We start from the raw sequence: 22,239 nt of genomic DNA, 5'->3' as shown, positions 1-22,239 counted from the left end.
GCGGCAGGTCAGCGCTCCGCGGTCGGCGCCCGCCGCGAGGACGTGCGACGACGGCGCTTAGGATGGACGACGTGAGCGAACCCCTCGTCCTTGGTATCGAGACGTCCTGCGACGAGACCGGCGTCGCCCTCGTCCGCGGCCGCGAGCTGCTCGTCGACGCCGTCGCGTCGTCGATGGACGAGCACGCCCGCTTCGGCGGCATCATCCCGGAGGTCGCGAGCCGCGCCCACCTCGAGGCGATGGTCCCCACGATCAGCAAGGCCCTGGGCGAGGCCGACGTCGACCTGTCCGAGGTCGACGCGATCGCCGTCACCGCGGGCCCCGGCCTCGTGGGACCGCTGACGATCGGCGCGTCCGCCGCGAAGGCGCTCGCGGTCGCGCTGAACAAGCCGCTGTACGGCGTCAACCACGTGATCGGGCACGCGGCCGTCGACGAGCTGGTTCACGGTGAGTTCCCCGAACGTGCCTTGGCCCTCGTCGTCTCCGGCGGCCACTCGTCGCTCCTGCTCGTCGACGACATCGCGACGAAGGTCACCGAGCTCGGCCAGACGCTCGACGACGCCGCGGGCGAGGCCTTCGACAAGGTCGGGCGCCTGCTCGGCCTGCCGTACCCCGGCGGACCGCACATCGATCGTCTCGCGCGTGAGGGCGACCCGGAGGCGATCCGTTTCCCGCGTGCGCTCACGCTCCCGAAGGACCAGGCGGAGCACGCCTACGACTTCTCGTTCTCGGGCCTCAAGACGGCCGTGGCACGCTGGGTCGAGGCGAAGCAGGACGCGGGCGAGGAGATCCCGCTGAACGACGTCGCGGCGTCGTTCGCCGCGGCCGTCGCCGACGTGCTCACCGCGAAGACGATCCGCGCCTGCCAGCTCCACGACGTCGACACGCTCGTGATCGGTGGCGGGTTCTCCGCGAACTCGCAGCTGCGAGACATGGCCACCGAGCGGTGCGCGGCGGCGGGCATCGAGCTGCGCATCCCGCCGATCCGCTACTGCACCGACAACGGCGCGATGATCGCCGCGCTCGGCTCGGCGCTCGTGCGCGCGGGCGTCGGGCCGTCGCAGCTCGACATCCCCGTCGACTCGTCGATGCCGCTGACGATCACGCACGTCTGACCTCGCGCGTCCGGCTCGGCGCGCTCGCGCGCGAGGGGCCGACGGCCGCCCGGCGGCCGCGAGGGCCCTCGCTAGATCGGCCGTCCCGCCCGCATCTCCGCCACGAGCGACCGCACGACCGCGTCGAGCTCGCCGCCGTTGCGCCGCGCGACGGCGCGCTGCCGCTGGTAGCCCGCGCCCTTGCGCAGGATCATGTGCACGTCGTCGAGCTCGTCGAGGCAGCCGAGGCGCGCCGCGACCGGCTCGAGCTCCTTGAGGAGCTTCGTCACGGAGTCCCGCACGAGCTCCTCCTCACCGTCCTTGTCGAGGATGAGGATCGCGTCCATGCCGTAGCGCGCCGAGCGCCACTTGTTCTCCTGCGCGAACCACGGCTGGATCGTCGGGAGCTCCTTGCCCTCGTCGAGCTGCGTCGACAGGTGCTCCACGAGGCAGTGGTTGAGCGCGGCGAGCGCGAGCACCTCGGTGATGTTGGAGGCGCCGTCGGCGATGCGCGTCTCGAGCGTGCCGAAGCGCGGGGACGGGCGCAGGTCCCAGCGCACCTCGTCGAACTGGTCGATGACGCCCGTGTGCATCATGTCGGCGACGTAGCCCTCGAGCTCCTCCCAGCGCTCGAACTGGAACGGCAGGCCGGCCGTGGGCAGCTGCTGGAACATGAGCGCGCGGTTGGACGCGTAGCCGGTGTCCTTGCCGCCCCAGAACGGGCTCGACGCCGAGAGGCACTGCAGGTGGCCGAAGTACGCGAGCATCGCGCGGGAGATCGGCAGCACCTTGTCGCGGTCCTCGATGCCGACGTGGACGTGCACGCCGTAGATGAGCATCTGCCGGCCCCACCACTGGGTGCGGTCGATGAGCGTCGCGTAGCGCTCCTTGTCGGTGACCTTCTGCTGCGCCCACCGCGCGAACGGGTGCGTGCCCGCGCACATGAGCTCGGCGCGCAGCGGGTCGATCACCTCGCGGATCTCGTCGATCGAGCGCTCGAGGTCGTCGCCTGCACCGCGCACGGTCGTCGCGACGCCCGAGACGACCTCGACGGTGTTGAGCAGCAGCTCTTGGCGGATGTGCGGGTGCTGCGCGCCGTCGGGCGGCGCGACGGCGTCGAGCACGGTCTGCGCGACCTGCCGCAGGTCGCCGGAGTCCTTGTCGACGAGCGCGAGCTCCCACTCGATGCCGACGGTCGAGCGTGCGGACTTCGCGAACGGGATGTGCATGCTCAGACCTCCGAGCGTGGCCGCGGGAGCGGCTCGACGACGATGACGTGCTGGGCACCCGCGATGCGGGTGAGGACGACGTGGCCCTCGCTCGGGCCGCGCAGGTCGAGCTGCTTGCGCAGCTGCTCGGGGACGACGGCGGTGCCGCGCTTCTTGATGGTCAGGCGCCCGACGCCGCGCTCGCGCAGGTAGGTGCGCAGCTTCTTGAGGTGGAACGGCATGACGTCGAGGACGCGGTAGCCGGTCGCGAGAGCGGCCTCGCCGCGGGGGAGCGGCGTCGACCAGCCGGCGGGGAGGGCGTCGGTCGTGACGTACGCGATCGTCGCGTCGACGAGGCGGCCGCCGAGCTCGCGCGCCGCGGTCGCGACGCGGCCGGCGCGGATGACCGCGCCGTCGGGCTCGAACAGGTAGGCGCCGAGGGCGCCGACCTCGACGTCGTCGTCCGACGCCACCGGTGCGAGTTCTCGGGAGGCGAGGCCGCCGTCGGGCAGCGACGTGAGGACGAGGACGGAGCGTCCGGGGCCCGACGGCGCGACCGGGCCGAACCAGAGCGTCGCCTCGAGCACGTGGCCGTCGAGGGAGACCCACTGCGTCTCGGCGTCCTCGGGCAGGCCCGCGTGGGGGATGCCAGGGCCGACCTTGATGCCCATCGCGGGCACCTGCGAGCGCAGGGCCCACACGGCGTCGAGCGGCGGCTCGTACGCGCGCGGGTCGAAGATGCGGGCGCCGCCCTTGCGGCGGGCCGGGTCGGCCCAGACGCCCTCGACGCCCTCGGCGGCGAGGTCGGTCGCGAGGCCGTCGCCGAGGCGCACCTCGGACTCGGGGAAGAAGCGCAGGTTGACGGTCGCGATCGCGGCGGTCGCCTCGTCGATGTCGGTCGCGAGGACCTTGAGGCCGACGCCCGCGAACGCCATCGCGTCCGCTCCGATGCCGCACGTGAGGTCCGCGACCTTGGTGATGCCCGCCGCGACGAAGCGCTGGGCGTGCCGGGCGGCGACGGGCAGCCGGGTCGCCTGCTCGAGGCCGTCAGGGGTGAAGAGCATGCCGTCGGCGAACTCGCCGAACTTGTCGCGGGCCTTGGTGCGCAGGCGGGACTGCGTGAGGATCGCTGCCACGAGGCCCGGGTCGACGCCCTCCGCGCGGAGCCGCTGGGACATCGCCATCGCGAGCTTTTCCTCGTAGGGCGGCATCGCGCTGAGCATGGCCCACCCGTCAGGTCGGAGCAGCCGGGTGAGCGCCTCAGGATCCATGGACCGATCTTTCCACGGGTGGGACGGGCTCGTGCTCCGTGTTCACCCAGGGCGTTGGCACTCGCCTTGACCGAGTGCTAAGGGCGTCCTAGATTTGGCGGTGGAACACCTCTTCACCTGGAGGTGGAGCGAGACAGCGCCCGGTCGGCACCCGCGACGACGCCCGGGAAGGCGCTCGCTCGTCCCTCACACATCCGAAGCACCCTACGCGAAGGGGGAGGTCCGCACAGTGTCGGTCCCCATCAAGCCGCTCGAGGACAAGATCGTCGTCAAGGCGATCGAGGCTGAGCTCACCACGCCGTCCGGTCTGGTCATCCCGGACACCGCCAAGGAGAAGCCGCAGGAGGGCGAGGTCCTCGCTGTCGGCCCCGGCCGTGTCGACGACAACGGCAACCGCATCCCGCTCGACGTCGCTGTCGGTGACAAGGTCATCTACTCGAAGTACGGCGGCACCGAGGTCAAGTACGCGGGCGAGGAGTACCTCGTGCTCTCCGCGCGCGACGTCCTCGCTGTCGTGGTCGGCTGACCCGACCTCCGCACGGACGAAGCCCCGCAGCCTGAGGCTGCGGGGCTTCGTCGTGTCCAGGGCTTCGTCGCGCCCCTAGGTCGTGCCCAAGGTCGTCGTGCGGGCCTGGTCGTCCGCTCGCGGCTCGGCGCCCCCGCGCCGTGCCGTGGTTCCCGGCGGTCTGTGCCGCTCGGGCGTCTTGTCAGCCGACGTGGACGCGGCGGGTGGCCGCCTCGGCGCGGCGCGGGTCGGCGAAGATCGCTGCGCGGTCCTCCTCGCTCAGGCCGCCCCAGACGCCGTAAGGCTCGCGGATCGCGAGCGCCTGCTCGCGGCACTGCACGAGGACGGGGCACTCGGCGCAGATCGCCTTGGCGGCGTCGGCGCGACGGCGGCGTGCAGCGCCGCGCTCACCCTCGGGGTGGAAGAACAGCGTGTCGTCGATGTCACGGCACGAGCCCTGGTACTGCCACTCCCACAGCTCCATCACCGGGCCAGGCAGGCGAGTGACTTCCGTCATGACGCATCGTCCCCCTCGAAACGCTGCAGGCCCTCGTCGCGGGCCGCAGTACCGAACGTCGTGAACCGTACAACCGATTCAGAAGTTGTTCAAGTACGGGTCGGGTGAAACCCGGGGCGCGGACTTTCGGGAAAAATGGCACCTGACGTGTAAGAACATGCCCTCACGCCGTATCGCGCCAGGTGTGTCCAACACTTGTTCAGACGCGCCGGTCAGCGGGACGTGGGACGAAACGTACACTTGGGGCTGTCCGACTTCCGCCGGAGTGCCCCGGTGGAGTTTTGGCTCCTAGATGGGCAGAATCGGGTCATGGCCCCACAGCAGTACGGCGAGACGTCGGTCGACGGCGAGCCTGCCGAGCCCGTCGAGCTGGCTGCAGCACGGGCGAAGCCGGGCGTCGCGGTCGCCGTCGTGGCGAAGCGCCTCGGTGTCGCTCCGGCGACGCTCCGCACGTGGGACCGCCGCTACGGCCTCGGCCCGTCGGAACGCTCCGCCGGCTCCCACCGCCGGTACACGCGGGACGACGTCCTGCGGCTGATGGTCATGCGGCGCCTGACGCTCGAGGGCGTCGCTCCCGCCGACGCCGCCAAGGCGGCCCTCGAGGCGGACATCGAGGTCGAGCGGGCTCGCCGCGCGAGCGCCGTCTCGGCGCAGCACGAGGCCCGCCGCTCCGCAGCCACCCTGAGCGAGCCCGAGCAGCAGGGACCGTCAGACTCGAAGGTCGTGCACTTCGCGCGCTCTGCGGCTCCGAGCCGCACCTCGACCCCTGCTGACGTCGTCGACGCGGCGCTCGCGCACGACGCCGACGCGACCGCAGAGCTGCTGATGATCGCGCCCGGCTCGGACATCCTCACGTGGTGGACGCAGCTCGTCGTCCCCGCCCTGACGAAGCTCGGCGAACGCACCGTCCTCGCCAAGCCTGGCGAGGCTCCGCTCCAGGTCCTCTCGAGCGCGGCGATGCGCGCCATCCGCGTGCGCCAGTCGGCCCAGGAGAACGAGTCCGGATCGCCGCACCCGAGCCAGATGCGCCGCATCGTGCTGATCTTCACGCCGCCGGACGAGCCCCAGCCGCTCGCGGCGCACGCTCTCGCGGCCGCGCTCATGTCGAAGGGCGTCATGGCCCGCATCGTCATGGGCCCCGCGGGCGCGCACCGCGCGCAGGAGGTCGTCACGATGGTGCGCCCTGCCGCCGTCGTCCTCATCACGCAGATGGTGCGCCCCGACCTCGCGGTCGTGGGCCAGCTCTGCGACGGGAACCCGGAGCTGCCGGTGTTCGTCGCGGTCGCCGACGACACCGCTGCGGAGGACCTGCCGAAGTCGTCGCAGGTCCAGCGCGTGCGCAGCTTCTCCGGCCTGTTCCACGAGGTGTGCGCGGTCGCGACGCAGCCCTGACGCTGCGACCTGGGCTGCTGCCGCGGCGGCTCGGACGTGACGCTGCTCAGCACTCGGGCGCTCGGTGCGCTCCCAGGTGCCGGTCGTAGGATGGCCGCGTGACTGAGCCTCTCTCCGCCGCCGCCCCGCACAACCCCTTCGGATTCGAGGGGCTGACGTACGACGACGTCCTGCTCCTCCCGAACGAGACCGACGTGATCCCCTCCGAGGTGGACACGACCGCGCGCCTGACGCGCGAGATCACGATGAAGGTCCCGCTGCTCTCCGCTGCGATGGACACCGTCACCGAGTCGCGCATGGCGATCGCCATGGCGCGCCAGGGCGGCATCGGGATCCTGCACCGCAACCTGTCGATCGAGGCTCAGGCCAAGCAGGTCGACCTCGTCAAGCGTTCCGAGTCCGGGATGATCACGGACCCTGTCACGGTCAGCCCGGATGCGACGCTCGCCGAGCTCGACGCGCTGTGCGGCCAGTACCGCGTCTCCGGTCTTCCGGTCATCGACGCGGACGGTCGCCTGGTCGGCATCATCACGAACCGTGACCTGCGCTTCGTCCCGCCGTCGGACTTCCCGAACCGCAAGGTCCACGAGGTCATGACGGCGATGCCGCTCGTCACCGGTCCGGTCGGCATCTCCCGCGAGGACGCGGCGGCGCTGCTCGGCAAGAACCGCATCGAGAAGCTTCCGCTCGTCGACGACGACGGTCGCCTGCAAGGCCTCATCACGGTCAAGGACTTCGTCAAGACGGAGCAGTACCCGGACGCGACGAAGGACCCGGACGGCCGCCTGCGCGTCGGTGCGGCGATCGGCTTCTTCGGTGACGCCCTCGACCGCGCTGGTGCGCTGCGCGACGCGGGTGTCGACGTGCTCGTCGCCGACACGGCGAACGGCCACGCGCGTCTCATGCTCGAGATGATCACGAAGCTGAAGAACGACCCGTACTTCAAGGACGTGCAGGTCATCGGTGGCAACGTCGCGACGCGTGCGGGTGCGCAGGCGCTCGTGGACGCGGGCGCCGACGGCGTGAAGGTCGGCGTCGGCCCGGGCTCGATCTGCACGACGCGCGTCGTCGCCGGTGTGGGCGTGCCGCAGGTGACGGCGATCTACGAGGCGTCGCTCGCGTGCCGCCCGGCGGGCGTGCCGGTCATCGGTGACGGCGGCCTGCAGTACTCGGGTGACATCGCGAAGGCGCTCGTCGCGGGTGCGGACACGGTCATGCTCGGCTCGCTCCTCGCGGGCTGCGACGAGTCGCCCGGCGACCTGGTGTTCATCAACGGCAAGCAGTTCAAGCTGTACCGCGGCATGGGCTCGATCGGGGCGATGGCGTCGCGTGGCAAAAAGGTTTCGTACTCGAAGGACCGCTACTTCCAGGCGGACGTCGCGTCGGACGACAAGATCGTCCCCGAGGGCATCGAGGGGCAGGTCCCGTACCGTGGCCCGCTCGGCGCTGTCGCGTACCAGCTGGTCGGCGGGCTGCACCAGTCGATGTTCTACGTCGGTGCGCACACGATCCCCGAGCTGCAGGAGCGCGGGAAGTTCGTCCGCATCACGGCGGCCGGGCTCAAGGAGTCGCACCCGCACGACATCCAGATGACGGTCGAGGCGCCCAACTACACGGGTCGCTGACCGTGCCCCGCACGCCGGGGCGCTCGTGAGCAGGCGGGGGCGGCGCCCGGCGCCGCTGCCCGTGCGCGACGGTCTGAATCCGACGCGGGTCGCGCTGCCGCGCGACGAGTCGTGGGGCTCTCTCGTGGAGTTCCTCGAGGCGCGTTTCCCGGCTGACGCCGCGCGCGTGCGCGAGCAGGTCGCCGCGGGCGAGGTGGTCGACGAGCTCGGGCGCCCATACACGCTCGCGTCGCCGTACCCGGCGGGTGGGCTGGTGTTCCTGTTCCGGGACCCGCCCGTCGAGGCGCGCGTTCCGTTCGAGGTGGAGGTGCTCCACCAGGACGACGACCTCGTCGTCGTCGACAAGCCGCACTTCCTCGCGGTGACACCGCGAGGCGCGTGGGTCGCGGAGACGGTGCTCGTGCGGTTGCGCCGGGAGCTGGGGTTGCCGGAGCTGTCGCCCGCGCACCGGCTCGACCGCCCGACCGCGGGCGTGCTCGTGCTGACGACGCGGCGAGAGGTGCGCGGCCTCTACCAGAACCTGTTCGCGCAGCGCGCGGTCGCGAAGGTGTACGAGGCGGTCGCACCGCTGCGTGACGACGTGGACCTGCCGACGGTCGTGCGGTCGCGCATCGTCAAGCAGCACGGCGTCATGCAGGCGGCCCAGGTCCCGGGCGAGGCCAACGCAGTGACGCACGTCGAGCTGCTCCGGCCCGCGCCGGAGGGGCGCGGGCTGTACCGCCTGACGCCGGAGACGGGCCGCACGCACCAGCTGCGGGTGCACATGGCGTCGCTCGGGCTGCCGCTCGTCGGCGACGACCTGTACCCGGAGGTGCGCGAGGTCGCGCCGGACGACTACTCGGACCCACTGCAGCTTCTCGCCCGCTCGATCGCGTTCGACGACCCGCGCACGGGCGAGCGGCGCGAGTTCGCCTCGCGACGGGCGCTCGCGCGCGCCTGACCGGACCATGCCTGGCGGGCCCGCCGGAGTGCCCGGCTGCCGGGCGCTCCCGCGCGCGTCGCCTGCCGCGCGGGGGCGGGGGGGACGACGGGGCGGTCAGCCTTCGTCGGGCGGGGTGTGGTCCTCGTAGAGACCGATGTGGTTGCCGTCCCTGTCGGCGAACACAGCCCACCAGGAGGCCTCGCTGATCGCCTGCTTCTCCTTGACGACCGTGCCGCCGAGGCTCGTCGCCTTGGCGAGGGTGTCCTCGATCGAGTCGACCTCGACGTAGCTGCGCGGGACCGTGAACTCCTCGTCGCGCGGGGCGAGCCCGCCTCCGCTGATCTGGTTCGGTGCCCGCCACATGGGGTAGTCCTCGAACCCCGGCATCGTGTCGATCTGCCAGCCGAACAGGCCGGAGTAGAACGAGCTCGCTGCGTCGAGGTCGCTGACCGGGATGTCGATGTGTGTGATGTCGCCGTGCGCCATGGATCCTCCTGGGGTGAACGGCGCCGGGTGGCGCGTGCCATTCACGCTAGGTCGAGCCCCTGACACCGCCCACGGGGATATGTCCCGCTTCGTCAGCGTTGCGCCGGCTCGGCGACGGCGCGGAGGCAGGATCGCGAGCGAGGCTCACGAGAGGAACGGCAGGAAGTAGCCCGCAGCCTTGAGCTTCTCCCAGAGCGCCCGCTGGGCGTCGCCGTCGCGCGGGGGCGGGAACTCGCCCTGGAGCGAGACGACCTTCGGCTCGGCGGGTCCGCCCGCGCCCGTCGCGTGTGCGGCGTCGTCCCACGCGACGCCGCCAGCCGTCTCGACGAGCTCGGTGAAGGCGGCCTCGTTGAGGTGGAGGGTCGCGTCCTCCGAGTCGCCCCTGGCGTCCTCCTCGTCGGCGAGGTAGTTGTTCTCGGTCTCGACGACGTCGTACGACACCTCGGTGGGCTCGCCGCCGTGTGCAAGGTCCGGGACGAGCAGGGTGACGGGGCCGGAGAAGCCCGTCGCGAGGGCCGTCGGCTCGTCGTCGTACAGCTCGACGTCGACGAGGGTCTCGTCACCGATGTACCCGTCGAGCTGCCAGGTCTTGCCGTGGGCGTCCTCGACCTCGACGGGGAAGCGATAGCGGGTGACCCAGCGGAGCTTGTGGCCGGCAGCCTCGGCCGTCTCGGCGATCCGTGCCGGGTCCTCCAGGTGGAGGGGCCCCTTGCCGTCGGGGTGCTTGTCGCCGCGCCCGGCGATGTCGAAGAGGACGGACATGCCGTCGTGCTCTGCGATCGGTTCGTCTTCCGTGCAGCCGGCCAGGACGAGGGCGACGGCGCCCGCGACGGCGGCAGCACGCACGGCGCGGTGCCCCCGCTCGGTACGGGTGGAGATGGCATGACGCATGACGAGCCCCCTGTGCGTATCGGCGCGGGCATGCGCCCGCCCGCTGCCGCGAAGGTACCGTCACCTGCGAGGACGGTCAACGACGGCCCGGGCGGCACGAGGCCCCCGTGCGGGGACGCCGTCGTGCGGCGCCTCCGTCGCGGGGGCCTCGTCGGTGCGTCTGGTCAACGGGCGAGAAGCTCGAGCAGTGCCGCGTTGACGTCGTCGGCGTGCGTCCACAGCAGGCCGTGGGGTGCGCCGTCGATCTCGACGTACGTCGCGTCGGGGAGGGCGTCGCGGAACGGTCGTCCGGTCGCGTCGATCGGGAGGATGCGGTCGGCGGTGCCGTGGAGGATGAGGGTCGGCAGGCCGGACTCGCGGACGGCGGGGAGGTCCACGCGGAAGTCGGTGAGCCACGTCGGGACGACGGCGTACGCGGCGTCGGGCGCGCTCGCGGCGGCGGTGGCCCAGCTGGCGCGCAGGGCCTCCTCGCTGATGCGGGAGCCGAGCGTCTCGTCGAGGTTGTAGAAGTTGTCGAAGAAGGCGGTGAACCACGCGAAGCGGTCGGCGCGGGCGGTCGCCGCGATGTCGTCGAAGCCGGGCTGGGGGAGGCCGGTCGGGTTGTCGTCGGTCTGGAGCAGGAACGGCTCGAGCGAGGCGAGGAAGCCGAGTGCGCGGAGGCGGGTGGTGCCGTACGTGGAGACGTAGCGGGCGACCTCGCCGGTGCCCATCGAGAAGCCGACGAGCGTGACGTCGTGGAGGTCGAGCGTCTCGAGGAGGGTGTGGAGGTCGGCGGCGAAGGTGTCGTAGTCGTAGCCGGTCGCGGGCTGGCTGGACTTGCCGAAGCCGCGGCGGTCGTACGCGATGACGCGGTGGCCGGCCTCGAGGAGGACGCGCGTCTGGCGCTCCCAGGAACGCCCGTCGAGCGGGTAGCCGTGGATGAGGACGACGGGCGCGGCGTCGGCGGGGCCGTGGTCCTCGTAGTAGATCTCGATGTTCGTGGAGTTCTCGGTGCCGGTGGTGATGAAGGCCATGGTGCTTCTCCTTGTCGATCTCGGAGGGAGAACGGTCGTTCTCCCCGATGTCGACTACACTAGAGAACGAACGTTCTCCGCGCAACCCCTGAGCGAGAACCTGTGGCAGAAAGGCAGGAAGATGAGCGAGACCAGCACCCGCGACGCCGTCGTCGCGACGGCGGACGACCTCTTCTACCGTCGCGGCATCCAGGCCGTCGGCATGGACGAGCTCCGCACCGCGGCGGGGGTGTCGCTCAAGCGCCTGTACAGCGAGTTCAAGTCGAAGGACGAGATCGTCCAGGCGGTGCTCGCGCGCCGCACGGGCGTCTGGCAGGAGTGCGTCTCGAGCCGCGTCGACGCCGCGGCGTCGGCGCGCGACAAGCTCCTCGCGATCTACGACTACCTCGTCGAATGGACCGCCGAGGAGGAGTTCCGAGGCTGCGGCTTCGTCAACACGTTCGGCGAGATCGGTGCCCTCAACGAGGACGTCGCGGACGCCGTCCGCGCGCACAAGGAGGGCTTCGCCGCATACGTGCGCGGCCTCGCCGTCGACGCAGGGCTCGGGCCCGACGTCGCGGAGCAGCTCGTCCTGCTCGCCGAAGGGGTGCAGACGATGGCTGCCGTGACGCACGACCCGCGCTGGGCCGACGCCGCGCGAGCGGCCGCCGCGACGCTCATCGACGCCGGGCTCGCAGCCCGCGGGTAGAGCGCTGGCGGGCGAGGCCGCAGCGGTAGCGTGGCCTCATGCTCATCGTCGAGGACATCGCCCTGCTGCTGACCGACGACGCGACGGGGCGCGGCCTCGTCGACTCGAGCCGCCTCGACCTTGCGCTCGCGGGTGGCCTCCTCCTTGACATGATCGGTGCCGGGGTGGCGCGGATCAGCGGGCCGGGTGACGAGGTCAGGGCGGGACGTGTCGTGCTGACGGGGTCTGCGCCTTCGGGTGATCCGCTTGTTGACGGTGGTGTCTCGCTCCTCGCGGGACGCCGCCCGGCCAAGCCGGCGGACGTCCTGCCGAGGCTCCACAAGGGGCTGCGCGCAGCGGTGTACGCGCGCCTCGCGGAGCGAGGCATCGTCCGCGCCTCTCAGGAGCGGGTCCTCGGCATCTTCCCGACGACGCGCTGGCCCGCGGTCGACTCCGCGCACGAGGCGCGCGTCCGGGCCGCGCTGCGGGACGTGCTCGTCGTCGGGCGGACGCCGACGCCGCTCGAGGCGTCCCTGATCGCGCTCCTGCACGCCGTCGGCCAGGTGCCGAAGGTCGTCGCGACCGACGAGGTGCCGCGGCGCGAGCTCGCGCGCCGTGCGAAGACCGTCGCGACGGGCAACGTCGGAGGTGCGGCGGTCGCCAGCGCGATCGCCGCCGTCCAGGCCGGGCTCACCGCCGCGATGGTGGCGACGACGGCTGCGGCGTCGAGCTGAGCGCTCGCAGTCTCGCGCCTGGTCGCCGCAGGGCTGAGGGCCCCTCGCGGCCTCTCTGCCTATGCGGTGGCCGGAGGCAGCTCAGGCGTGTCCGTGTGCGTGCGCTCTCCGGTCTCGTCGAAGATGCTGATGATCGTCGCCGGGTGGCTGCCCGCGGCTGACAGGGCGTGGGGCGTGCTCGTGTCGAACTGAGCCGACTCGCCGCGGCCGAGGACGAGGTCGCGCTCGCCGACGCGCAGGCGCAGGCGGCCGGAGACGACGTGCAGCCACTCGAAGCCCGCGTGCGTGCACAGCGGCGGGAGCGTGGGGCGCGGTTCGTAGGTGATGCGGTACGTCGCGACGCGTGCACCTTCCCGGGCGAGGGGTGTGACCGTCATGCCGTCGCGGTGACGCGGTGTGCGGCGCACGCGCGGGTCGGGTGTCTCGGTCCGCACGAGGTCGTCGATGCTGACGCCGAGCTGCTTCGTGAGCGGCAGGAGCAGCTCGAGGCTTGCCTGCCGCTTGCCCGACTCGAGACGCGAGAGCGTGCTCACCGACATGCCGGCGCGGCCTGCGAGGTCGGCGAGCGTCCAGCCGCGCGCGGTGCGCGCGTCACGGAGGCGCGGGCCGACGAGCCTCAGCTCGTCCACGGCCCGGACCCTCTTGCCAATACTGCAAGGACTGTTGCCATGAGTGCATTGTGGCCCGCAGGCTGACGGAATGGAAGACACGAACTGGGACGCGATAGTCCTCGGCGGCGGCCCGGCGGGCCTCGCGACCGCCCTCATGCTCGGACGTGCGCTGCGGCGCACGCTCGTGATCGACGCGGGCTCGCCCCGCAACAGGTTCGCTTCGCACATGCACGGCGTGCTCGGGCACGACGGCGTCCCGCCGCAGGACCTTCTCGCGCGCGGTCGGGAGGAGGTGGCGCGGTACGGCGTCGAGGTGCGTGCTGGCCAGGCCGAGCGCGTCGACCTCGTCGAGGGCGGCGTCGTCGTCACTCTCGACGACGGCGCCGCGCTCACCGGGCGTGCCCTCGTCCTCGCGACGGGCATGACGGACGTCCTGCCGGACGTCCCGGGCCTGGCCGAACGGTGGGGGAGCGGCGTGCTGCACTGCCCGTACTGCCACGGCTGGGAGGTGCGCGGGCAGCGCCTCGGCGTGCTCGCGTCGACGCCGCTCGCGCCGCACCAGGCGGAGCTCGTGCGGCAGTGGAGCGAGCACGTCACGTTCTTCACGGCGGGCCTCGGCGGCCCGCTCGATCACGACGTCGCGGCGCGGCTGCGGGCGCGGGGCGTCGCTCTTGAGGAGGCGGCCGTCACGGAGGTGCTCGGCGACGGCGAGGCCGTCGCGGGCGTGCGCCTCGCGGACGGTCGCGTCGTCGAGCTCGACGCCCTGTTCACGGGCGCGATGGTGCGACCGCACGACGGCGCCGTCGCGCACCTCGGGCTCGACCGGGCGGACACGCCGGTCGGGTCGTTCCTTGCGGTGGACGCGTTCGGTCGCACGAGCGCGGAGCGGGTCTGGGCGGTGGGCAACGTGGTCGACCCGGGTGCGACCGTGCCGATGTCGTCGGGCGCGGGAGCGCGAGTCGGCGGGGCCGTGAACATGGCGCTCGTCGCGGACGACGCGGCTCGCGCGGTCGCGGAGGTCGCGGCGTGAGCGGGCACTGGCATGTGGGCGACGTCGCGCCCGCCGGGTTCTGGGAGGAGCGGTACGCGGGCGAGGAGCGCGTGTGGTCGGGCAAGGTCAACCGCACCACGGCCGACGTCGCGGCCAGGCTGACGCCGGGGCGCTCGCTCGACCTGGGGTGCGGCGAGGGCGGTGACGTCCTGTGGTTCGCCCGCGCCGGCTGGGACGCGACCGGGGTAGACATCTCGCCGACGGCGGTGCGCCGCGCCAACGAGGAAGCGGCGCGGGAAGGGCTGGCGGACCGGGCACGGTGCATCGCGGCGGACCTGTCGACATGGACGACCGACGAGCGGTTCGACCTGGTGACGGCGAGCTTCTTCCAGTCACCGGTGGCGCTCGACCGGTCGCAGATCTTGAGGCGGTTGGCCCGTCAGGTCGACCCGGGCGGGCACCTGCTGGTCGTGTCGCACGCCAACTACCCGTCGTGGGTCCCGGTCGAGGAGCGCCACAGCGAGCACCAGTTCCTGTCGCCCGACGAGGAGGTCGAGGCGCTGGGGCTCGTCGGCGAGGGATGGAGCGTCGAGCTCGCGGAGACGCGCTCGCGGGAAGCGATCGCGCCCGATGGGAGCCCCGCGGTGCTCGACGACTCGGTCGTGCTAGTTCGGCGGGGGTGACCGCAAGAGAGGACTCGGGCCGGCAACGCCACACGCTCAGCGCCACCGCCCCGTCTCCTCTGGCAGGGTTGCGCTATGACAGAAAGGATGGGTGCCCTTCGGCCTCGATGACGACCAAGCATCTGAATACCACGTCCTGGTCCCAGGGGTGCCCTCGTGGTTGAGGGAACCGCTGCTGGCATGGCTTTCAGCGCGATGGGCGACGGGGAGCGGCGATACTCATTGGCTGAGCGCTGACGCGCTCCTGACTCTGCAGAGTGTAGTCCGGCTTGATCTCGGGGTTAGTAGCGGGAGATCGATCGTCAGCGGAGAAGGCGTTCGCCAGCGACTTCGAGCAATCTCCGCAATGGAACTCTTAAGAATCGTTGACTGGACCTTGGCAACGACTTTCTACCGAGTTTCCGGCGGTGCGGCGGAGTTGGAGCAGATGCTCTCGCGAGCAAGGTCCGCCTACACTGTGCGGACTCGGATGGGGAAGGTTGGCCTGGTCGCACGAGTGCCAGCTGGCGTGCGAACGGCGACCGAAGCGATTGTGGAGGCAGCGATGCGCCAGGCGCGCTCCTCGCGGGTCAAGTCCCTGGGAGTGGTGTAGCGGGCCGGTGATCCTTCGAGTTGGTCGGATCAGGCGCTGAGCTCGAGGAGGGACACGCTTACCTCCTCGGGTCCGGTGTCAATCCCGGTGTTGGTGTCGGTGACGGCGTTCATCCGGCTGCGGGCAAGGATGTCCAGACCGAGGTAGCGGCGCCCTTCAGCCCACTCGTCGCTCTGCTCGGCCAGGACCGCGCCGACGAGCCGGACGATCGCGTCTCGGTTGGGGAAGATCCCCACCGAGTCCGTGCGCCGGCGGATCTCCCTGTTGAGCCGCTCGTTGGGGTTGTTCGACCAGATCTGCGCCCACAGGCCCTCAGGGAAGGCGGTGAAGGCCAAGATGTCGGCGCGAGTGGCGTCGAGGTGGGCGAACACGTCGGGCAGTTTGTCTTCGTAGTCCAGGAGCCGGTCGAACTGCGCCTGGACCGCCTTGGCGTCGGGCTGGCCGTAGACCGAGTGCAGCATCGCCTTGACCGCGGGCCACAAGTTCTTGGGCGTCACGGCCATGAGGTTGGCCGCGTAGTGCGTGCGGCAGCGCTGCCAGGAGGTGCCGGGCAGGTTCGCTGCGATCGCCTCCACCAGGCCCTGGTGCGCGTCGGAGGTCACCAGGCGCACTCCCGCCAGGCCGCGGGCGACGAGGTCGGCGAAGAACTGGTTCCAGGCCGGCCCCGTCTCGCTGGTCGCAACCCGCATGCCGAGGACCTCCCGGCGTCCGTCGGCGTTGACGCCGGTGGCGATCAGGACGACGGCGTTGATGACGCGTCCACCCTCGCGGACCTTCATCGTCAGGGCGTCGGCGGCCACGAACGTGAGAGGTCCTGCATCGTCGAGCCGGCGGTGGCGGAACTGGGCGACGTGCTCGTCGAGGTCGGCTGCCATGCGCGAGACCTGAGACTTGGACAGGGAGTCGATGCCGAGGGTCTTGACGAGCTTGTCCATGCGGCGCGTGGAGACCCCGGCGAGGTAGCAGTCCGCGACGACGGTGATCAGGGCCGTCTCGGCGCGCTTACGACGTTCGAGCAGCCAGTCGGGGAAGTAGGTGCCCTTGCGCAGCTTGGGGACGGCCACGTCGATCGTGCCGACACGGGTGTCCAGGTCCCGGTGGCGGTAGCCGTTGCGCTGGGCTGTGCGGTCCGGGGAGGCCTTGCCCCATTCGGCGCCACAGACCGCGTCGGCGTCCGCGGACAGCAGGGCGTTGATCGTGGTCTGCAGCAACTAACGCATCAGGTCCGGGGACGCCTGCGAGAGGGCTTCGCCAAGCAGCCCGGCAGGGTCGACAATGTGTGGAGCGGTCATCGTGATGACTCCGTTCGAGGATTCTGTGGAAGGTTGACTCGAAGGATCACACGGTGGCCGCGCCTACGTCGGCGACCAGGTCGGCCACGCGGGGGGCTACACCACTATCAGGGACTCCACTTCCTCGCGAGAGCTTGGGCTCATGTCCACCGGCTTGAAAAGAACGACACGGCGGTCTATGCCGACGCGGTTCGCGCCGTAGAGTCTGCGGCCATACCCGTGGTCGAGCCCGATAACCGCGAGGCCACCCTGGCACCGTTATTGTGCGGATGGGTCGAGATAGTGACTGGCGACTTCCACTTAGGGAGCACGACCACGCCCCCGGCGCAGAAATGCTCGTGCAGATGCTTCGCACGTTCTATCGCGGGCACCGCGATCGTCACGGCAACCTTGACTACAGCGACGTCACGCATGAGGAAGCGCGTGCAGGCGTCGTCCTCGCGGTGACCTTGGTCGACCGGTTCGCTTCGGGTGTCATAGCAAGGCGGCCCGCAGAGGAGACCGTCTCTTGACTCGAGAGCGCGGAGGTGATGCCTCGCGAGAGGCGCCACCTCCGCCCACGGGCGCGTGGGCGGAGGCAGGGTGATCACGACGTGTATGGGCGAATGGCGTACAGATATGGACATCTCGCTCCGGTGCGTGCCACCACCTCAACAAGCGTTGGTACGTGACTTCTGAGACGTCGTGGATATCGATCTACCCCAGAGGCGGCCATATGTCTCCTGTCCGGGCGCACAACCGTGCGGGGAAGCGATGTCGAAGGCGGTGCGTCGCTGCTACGGTCAATCGGTAACTTGGCGCATCGTCCTCGTCCTCGACGTGCCGACGGCCCGCGGGGCCCGATCAACGCCGCTTCTTGCTCTTCTTGGCCTTTGCGGAACGCTCCGCGGCCCGGCGAAGTTGCGTCAACTGCGCCCGCGTCTGCATCTCGCCGAGCGGTCGCAGCGAGGCGGCGGCCTTCGCAATGAGCTCGGGGTTCGGGGCGGCCTGTCCCGAGTCGTACGACGCGCCGATGAACTGGCCAGTTGGCTCGTCGTACACGAAGGTGACACCCCGTCTCAAGCCCAACTGGTGCTTCTTCGCCACCATGTACGCATGGGCATGCCGGAGGATCCTCTCGCTGTCCATCTCGACCGGACGTGTCATCCACACCAAGAGCCAGCCGTCCTGCTTGTTGTGGCCCCAAGGTACGGCGAGACTTCTCGGGCGCCCGTCCGGGGACGGGGTCCGGGTGAGCGTGGCCGGATGCTCCGCGAGGACGCGTTGCGCGTCGGAGGACCCTTCGAGAAGCGTGGCACCGATGCTCAGCCACCCAAAGATCCCGTACTCACGCAGTGTGTCGATCACCGGGGCCAATGGTGAGGAAACCATGCTCGGCTTAGGCGCGACGGCATCGACCTCCGCCCCTGCCGGAGGATGAAGTGATAGGTACCACGCATCCAGGGCGTCGGTGTGGCTGGAGACAATAGTCGGCGCCTGTCGTCTATAGCGGCGCACGTCCGCAGGGCGAGGTCGACCGAGCCAGGGCATCTCCGTTGCGACGATTTCGGGGTCGGGTTCGACGTAGAGCCCCATCCTGAAGAAGAGCAGCAAGAGGTCTAGCTCGTCGACCGCCATGAACATCTCTGTCGAACGGGGGTGGGTGCGGCGACGCACGTACAGCAAGAACTCGGCGGGGCGATCGACCAGTTGCGCAATGAGGTCAAGGTCATTGAGCGAGACGGTCCACGGAATGTTGTCCCTAGTCAGAATGTCGGCTGCGACCAAAGTGGCCGTAGCAGTGGCCACGCCTGGCATATCGTCGAGACTCGTGACAACACTGTGCACCTCTCGAATGTCAGGAAGATCGAGCCACGTGCCGTCGCGAAGGCGCAGGCCGTGATCGTTGATAATCCGACGCTTCATTCTTTCGGCCTGCTCCGCTCCTTTCGTGATCGCCGCAGCAAGGTTGCGGCGCAACGGGTTCAGCTCGCCGGTGCGAGCGCGGTCGCTGAGCGGTATGGCCTTGTCCTCGACGATGAATGCCACGTCGTGTATGACGAAGAGGTGGTCGCCCTCCACGAGCTTGGTGTAGCCAGCGGGATCCCCGGATTCCTGCGCCGCGTTCAGTGGAACGAAGTACTCGATGCCGTGATGGGCGGTGACACCAGGGATGAGCTTGCTGAAATGCGTAGAAACCCGGCCCTCGAGGTACTTGCCTCGATGTGCGGCGTACGCATCCCAATGCGTCGATTCCCTCAGTGCAACTTCGAAGGCCGACTTCACGGCATCTGAGATGAGCGCCGGGTGGACGGTCATTACGAGCCCGTCCCGAGAGACAAGCGGATGGGAGCGCAACGGCGAGTTGCCGTCCAGGTAGGCCCGCAGTGCGCTCCCAGGACCGTCAGGTGGCGTGGGTGCGGTGAAGAGGAGAGCGATAGTGGCCGCAACTTCGTGCGACAGGTGTGCCTGGGCTGCTACGTCGGCAACGGCGATCGCTGCTTGGGCGGCGGAGGGGTTGAACAGACCAGCAAGCCCCTCGCTCGCCCTGCGCTTCTCGTCTTCCGTTGGTACGCGCCCGGGCGTCATGTCGATCGAGCCGAACGCATCAGCGAGGCCCTGTGAGCGGGCGCTGAACTGGTCCATCTGCATCTGATGGCACGTCCGTAAGAAAGCCAGAGCATCGTCCACGCCGAAGCCCAGGACTGCCCGGACGGCTGCGTCGATGTCAACTGCGCCAAAGAGGCCACGGAGCATCTCGTCGTGCATCTCAGGATAAGATGTACCTCGAATCCACCGCCCATTGCCGCGCACGGTCGCGGCAACCTGTTCGATTTCGCCGAGCTGCCCAGCGGCGAGGATATCGCGCACGTTGGCCATGTTGAGCATCTCGTAGCACAAGGGGATCAGTTCTTCGCTGATGACGCCGCACAGCTCCTGATCGACGCGCTTGGGATCGTTGCCGGTGTCCAGTTCTGACGCTCCGCAGAGGATCGCGAGCGTCATGATCTCCGCGGCTGCGTGGCCGCCTTGTGCACTGATGGATGGACTGTCGTCGTCGGGCCTAGCAAAGGGCAGAGTCTGCATCCGGACGGCCTCAAGAGTGCCCAGCGGCTCGTAGCCAGCGACGCCCGCAACGAGGCGGTGCGCTGCATCATCAATCCGTTTCTCAACTTCAGCGTGCGGATCCGGGGTCTTCGAGACTTCCGAGAGCAGCAGTGCGGAGTCGAAGGCGCTGCTGAGTGCCACGAGGTGCGGGTCCGTCGGGCCGGCCTTTGGCCTCCGGCCCCCCGACCTACTCCGCCGTTGTCGGGACTTCTTGGGCGCCACCAGATCGCACCGCCTTCCTTCCGCGCCACGCCTGTTGCAACGTGGTCGACTTTCGCGCCATGGCTGTGTCGCCACTCCAATAGCCGGATGATTGGACGCTAGGCGCGAGCGTAGCGCTTCTTGTCGTCTTTTGGTCGGTTGGTTTATGCCGAGGAGGGTCCATCGCGGCGAGCGCAGGTCTCGTCGAGGCTTGAGGGTGGCGGCATGTTGTGAGCCTGACCAGCCTGCTAGCCGATGCGTCTGTACCCGGTTTCGAGAGTGTGGACCGCCGTCATTCGCACTGATCCCCCCTGCGGTGGCAGGTGTGGTCTGCACTCATGCCGTGGATGCGCGAGTGCTTGGGGAATGGTGCCTGCCGCAAGCTGCTGCCGAAGCATGGGCGAAGTCGTTCATCGATTCCGAGAACCGGGTTCCTGGCTTGCGCCGCTACGACGTGGCACAGGCTCTTGCGCCGCAGAAGGTCACCCTGCTGGCGTACGGCTTTGCGTAAAGCGCCGTCGCGTTCCTGACTGAAAATGGGCGCGGATTAGCGAGCGCACCGCGAGCCGATATCGGGCTGACCGCAGCGCTACAGAACTTTCTTGACGACGCTCGACTTGAGCTGCATCTGGCCGAAGCCCGGGACCTTCGCGTCGATGTCGTGGTCGCCCACGCCGTCCGTGATGAGACGGATGCCGCGCACCTTCGTGCCGACCTTCACCACGCCACCGCCCGCGCCCTTGACCTTGAGGTCCTTGACGATCGTCACCGTGTCACCGTCCTCCAGGACGTTGCCCACCGAGTCCTTCACCGTCGCCTCAGCGGCCGCGTCCTCACCAGCATCGGCGGCCGGCGTCCACTCGTGCGCGCACATCGGGCACACGAGAAGCCCGCCCTGCTCGTAGGTGTACTCGCTGTCGCACGCGGGGCAAGGGGGCAGCTGGTCAGACACTCGACTTCTCCAAGACGCGATCAAGACCGCGGAAAGAGCAGCGGCCGCGCGCCGGTCGGCGCAGCCACGAGCATAGGGCCCGCGCCGCACCCGCCCCTGCGCGCCTGGCGACCCGTCGCAGAAGACGCTCAGCGCGTAGAGCGATCAGCGCGTCAGACCGCCCGCTCCCACGAAGCCACGGGCCCCTCGACCACCCGGAACATTGGGTGCACCCCAGGCACGCCGTCGCCCACCCGCTCCCGCTGCACCGCAGCCACGTCCGGGCTGCGTGCGTCGAGCTTCGCGAGCAGGTGCCGCCACTCAAGAGCGAGCTGCCCCGTCGTCACCTCCATCGCGCCGTCGAACGCCGCGAGGTCGGCCGGTAGCTCGTCGATGCGCGTGCGGTCGAAGCGATACCCGCGCGCGTCCGCCTCGACAGCAAGCCCTGCCAGGTACGCACCGACGTAGACGATCGGCTGCGGCGTCGCGACGAAACGCTCGAGCTGCGGGTGGTTGCGATACCCGCGCGTGCGGCCAGCGATCACCGCCTGCGCGAGCAGCGTCTCGCGCCAGCACGCGATGAGCGCCTGACGGTCGAGGTGCTGCGGGTGCAGCGACCAGATGCGCAACGCTCAGCGCTCGTCGACGAGCCAGGACATCCCAGCGCCAGGGCCGGTGAACCCCTGACGGGCACGCCAGTCGTTGAAGCTCGTGGCCCACGCGCGGTGCGCGTCCACCTGGTACGCGTGCAGCATCGGCAGGCTCATCTCCGCGAGCGTCGGGTGGCGGCGCGCCATCGCCTCGAGCACGTCGAGGGTCGCGATCACGTCCACGTCCGCGGTGTGCAGGTCACCGGACTCGTTCACGCCGTACACCGCGCACAGGTCCACGAGCTTGCGCTTGCCCTTGCGGTACCGGTCCACCGCGCGGTCGAGGACTAGCGGGTCGATCACGCCGACCGGCTCTGCCCCGAGGCGGTCGGCGAGCGTGCGCAGGCCGTGGCGGCGCAGCTCCGCGTCGAGGATGCACAGGTCGAACGTCGCGTTGAACGCGACGAGCGGCGTCCCCTCACCGAGTGCCTGAGCGATCTGGCTCGCGATCTCCTCGAGGGCGACCGCCGGCTGCTGCCCGTGCGCGCGGGCGTGCTCGGTCGTGATGCCGTGGATCGCCGCGGCGCCCTCCGGGATCTCGACGCCCGGGTCGATCAGCCACGTCTCGACCGACGTGCCCAGCAGCGGGTGGCGGTGCACGAGCGCCGCCGTCACGATCCGGTCCTGCGACGTGCTCACGCCCGTCGTCTCGGTGTCGAAGCCCAGGAAGGGGCCCTCGGCCCACGTCGTGCGCAGAGCCCCGTGCGCCGCGGGCGCCGGAGCGGGAAAGAGGGCCTCGGTAGGGAGCATCTCGGTCATGGTTCGCCCGTCCTCGTCAGTTTCGTAGCCGGTGTGGTTCGTCCTTGGTGACGAGCCTGCCAGCAGCGACTGACACGAGCGGTGAACGACACCCCGGAGGCTTCTCAGCCACGAGTG

Annotated in this window: 20 protein-coding genes and 1 pseudogene; 9 read left to right on the top strand and 12 right to left on the bottom strand. The window is 70.2% G+C overall.

Translation table 11 applies throughout. The features are described 5' to 3' along the window. The first annotated feature begins 62 nt into the window (after positions 1-62). Positions 63-1,115, top strand: a complete 1,053-nt coding sequence (tsaD, locus tag ATL41_RS05110; protein ID WP_098457509.1) for a tRNA (adenosine(37)-N6)-threonylcarbamoyltransferase complex transferase subunit TsaD — start codon at positions 63-65, stop codon at positions 1,113-1,115. Between the two features lie 71 nt (positions 1,116-1,186). Here tsaD and ATL41_RS05105 read toward each other — a convergent pair whose 3' ends face one another. Together ATL41_RS05105 and ATL41_RS05100 are read right to left on the bottom strand one after the other, a co-directional pair. Continuing rightward, on the bottom strand, positions 1,187-2,323 hold the full coding sequence (locus ATL41_RS05105; RefSeq protein ID WP_098457508.1) for a glutamate--cysteine ligase: 1,137 nt from the start codon (positions 2,321-2,323) through the stop codon (positions 1,187-1,189). A gap of 2 nt (positions 2,324-2,325) precedes the next feature. Further along, on the bottom strand, positions 2,326-3,573 hold the full coding sequence (locus ATL41_RS05100; protein ID WP_098457507.1) for a class I SAM-dependent methyltransferase: 1,248 nt from the start codon (positions 3,571-3,573) through the stop codon (positions 2,326-2,328). A gap of 229 nt (positions 3,574-3,802) precedes the next feature. On the opposite strand from ATL41_RS05100, the gene groES reads away from it, so the two are divergent. Then, a complete protein-coding gene (groES, locus tag ATL41_RS05095) occupies positions 3,803-4,099 on the top strand; it encodes a co-chaperone GroES (protein WP_098457506.1) in 297 nt (98 codons plus the stop codon). A 181-nt stretch (positions 4,100-4,280) separates the two neighbouring features. Here groES and ATL41_RS05090 read toward each other — a convergent pair whose 3' ends face one another. Further along, a complete protein-coding gene (locus tag ATL41_RS05090; protein WP_098457505.1) occupies positions 4,281-4,595 on the bottom strand; it encodes a WhiB family transcriptional regulator in 315 nt (104 codons plus the stop codon). Positions 4,596-4,904: 309 nt separating this feature from the next. On the opposite strand from ATL41_RS05090, the gene ATL41_RS05085 reads away from it, so the two are divergent. The 3 genes from ATL41_RS05085 to ATL41_RS05075 all read left to right on the top strand — a co-directional run bounded on the left by ATL41_RS05085 (position 4,905) and on the right by ATL41_RS05075 (position 8,552). Beyond that, on the top strand, positions 4,905-5,987 hold the full coding sequence (locus tag ATL41_RS05085; protein WP_098457504.1) for a MerR family transcriptional regulator: 1,083 nt from the start codon (positions 4,905-4,907) through the stop codon (positions 5,985-5,987). Positions 5,988-6,085: 98 nt separating this feature from the next. Then, positions 6,086-7,612 carry an IMP dehydrogenase gene (guaB, locus tag ATL41_RS05080; protein ID WP_098457503.1) on the top strand — a complete coding sequence of 509 codons (1,527 nt, stop codon included), beginning with the start codon at positions 6,086-6,088 and terminating at the stop codon, positions 7,610-7,612. 25 nt (positions 7,613-7,637) lie between these two features. Next, complete coding sequence (locus ATL41_RS05075) at positions 7,638-8,552, top strand: pseudouridine synthase (protein WP_245854641.1); 915 nt, start codon at positions 7,638-7,640, stop codon at positions 8,550-8,552. 96 nt (positions 8,553-8,648) lie between these two features. Here the strand turns inward: ATL41_RS05075 and ATL41_RS05070 are convergent, their stop codons facing one another. From ATL41_RS05070 to ATL41_RS05060, 3 genes are all read right to left on the bottom strand, one after another. Continuing rightward, positions 8,649-9,020: a VOC family protein gene (locus ATL41_RS05070; protein ID WP_098457501.1), complete on the bottom strand. Its 372-nt coding sequence runs from the start codon at positions 9,018-9,020 to the stop codon at positions 8,649-8,651. Positions 9,021-9,164: 144 nt separating this feature from the next. Next, the gene (locus tag ATL41_RS05065; protein WP_143556574.1) at positions 9,165-9,911 is read right to left on the bottom strand and encodes a hypothetical protein; all 747 of its coding nucleotides are present in this window, start codon (positions 9,909-9,911) and stop codon (positions 9,165-9,167) included. Positions 9,912-10,075: 164 nt separating this feature from the next. Next, on the bottom strand, positions 10,076-10,924 hold the full coding sequence (locus tag ATL41_RS05060; protein ID WP_098457499.1) for an alpha/beta fold hydrolase: 849 nt from the start codon (positions 10,922-10,924) through the stop codon (positions 10,076-10,078). 121 nt (positions 10,925-11,045) lie between these two features. Here ATL41_RS05060 and ATL41_RS05055 point away from each other — a divergent pair, with 121 nt between their 5' ends. Further along, positions 11,046-11,612, top strand: coding sequence for a TetR/AcrR family transcriptional regulator (locus ATL41_RS05055; protein ID WP_098457498.1), 567 nt, complete (start codon positions 11,046-11,048; stop codon positions 11,610-11,612). 38 nt (positions 11,613-11,650) lie between these two features. Then, positions 11,651-12,325 (top strand): GOLPH3/VPS74 family protein, encoded by a 675-nt coding sequence (locus ATL41_RS05050; RefSeq protein WP_098457497.1) that lies wholly within the window; start codon positions 11,651-11,653, stop codon positions 12,323-12,325. Positions 12,326-12,384: 59 nt separating this feature from the next. On the opposite strand, the gene ATL41_RS05045 is transcribed toward ATL41_RS05050, so the two are convergent. Further along, a complete protein-coding gene (locus ATL41_RS05045; RefSeq protein ID WP_245854639.1) occupies positions 12,385-12,954 on the bottom strand; it encodes a helix-turn-helix domain-containing protein in 570 nt (189 codons plus the stop codon). A 70-nt stretch (positions 12,955-13,024) separates the two neighbouring features. Here ATL41_RS05045 and ATL41_RS13485 point away from each other — a divergent pair, with 70 nt between their 5' ends. Further along, positions 13,025-13,966, top strand: a complete 942-nt coding sequence (locus ATL41_RS13485) for an NAD(P)/FAD-dependent oxidoreductase (RefSeq protein WP_098457495.1) — start codon at positions 13,025-13,027, stop codon at positions 13,964-13,966. Further along, complete coding sequence (locus ATL41_RS13480) at positions 13,963-14,610, top strand: SAM-dependent methyltransferase (protein ID WP_245854637.1); 648 nt, start codon at positions 13,963-13,965, stop codon at positions 14,608-14,610. Before ATL41_RS13485 ends, ATL41_RS13480 begins: the two co-directional genes overlap by 4 nt. A gap of 621 nt (positions 14,611-15,231) precedes the next feature. On the opposite strand, the pseudogene ATL41_RS05030 reads toward ATL41_RS13480, so the two are convergent. The 5 genes and pseudogenes from ATL41_RS05030 to ATL41_RS05005 form a co-directional block, all read right to left on the bottom strand. After that, positions 15,232-16,494: pseudogene (locus ATL41_RS05030) on the bottom strand (IS256 family transposase). A gap of 843 nt (positions 16,495-17,337) precedes the next feature. Next, entirely contained in the window at positions 17,338-19,722 is a 2,385-nt protein-coding gene (locus ATL41_RS13290) for a hypothetical protein (RefSeq protein ID WP_181010231.1), read from the bottom strand. A 649-nt stretch (positions 19,723-20,371) separates the two neighbouring features. After that, positions 20,372-20,734, bottom strand: coding sequence for a zinc ribbon domain-containing protein YjdM (locus ATL41_RS05015; protein WP_098457493.1), 363 nt, complete (start codon positions 20,732-20,734; stop codon positions 20,372-20,374). Positions 20,735-20,886: 152 nt separating this feature from the next. Next, entirely contained in the window at positions 20,887-21,342 is a 456-nt protein-coding gene (locus tag ATL41_RS05010) for a pyrimidine dimer DNA glycosylase/endonuclease V (protein WP_098457492.1), read from the bottom strand. Positions 21,343-21,345: 3 nt separating this feature from the next. Further along, a complete protein-coding gene (locus ATL41_RS05005; RefSeq protein WP_098458936.1) occupies positions 21,346-22,113 on the bottom strand; it encodes an exonuclease domain-containing protein in 768 nt (255 codons plus the stop codon). Positions 22,114-22,239: the final 126 nt, after the last annotated feature.

This window comes from Flavimobilis soli (assembly GCF_002564025.1).
Taxonomy (GTDB): Bacteria; Actinomycetota; Actinomycetes; order Actinomycetales; family Cellulomonadaceae; genus Flavimobilis; species Flavimobilis soli.
The sequence above is the reverse complement of the archived record's forward strand: the minus strand, read 5'-3'. Positions and strand labels throughout refer to the sequence as shown.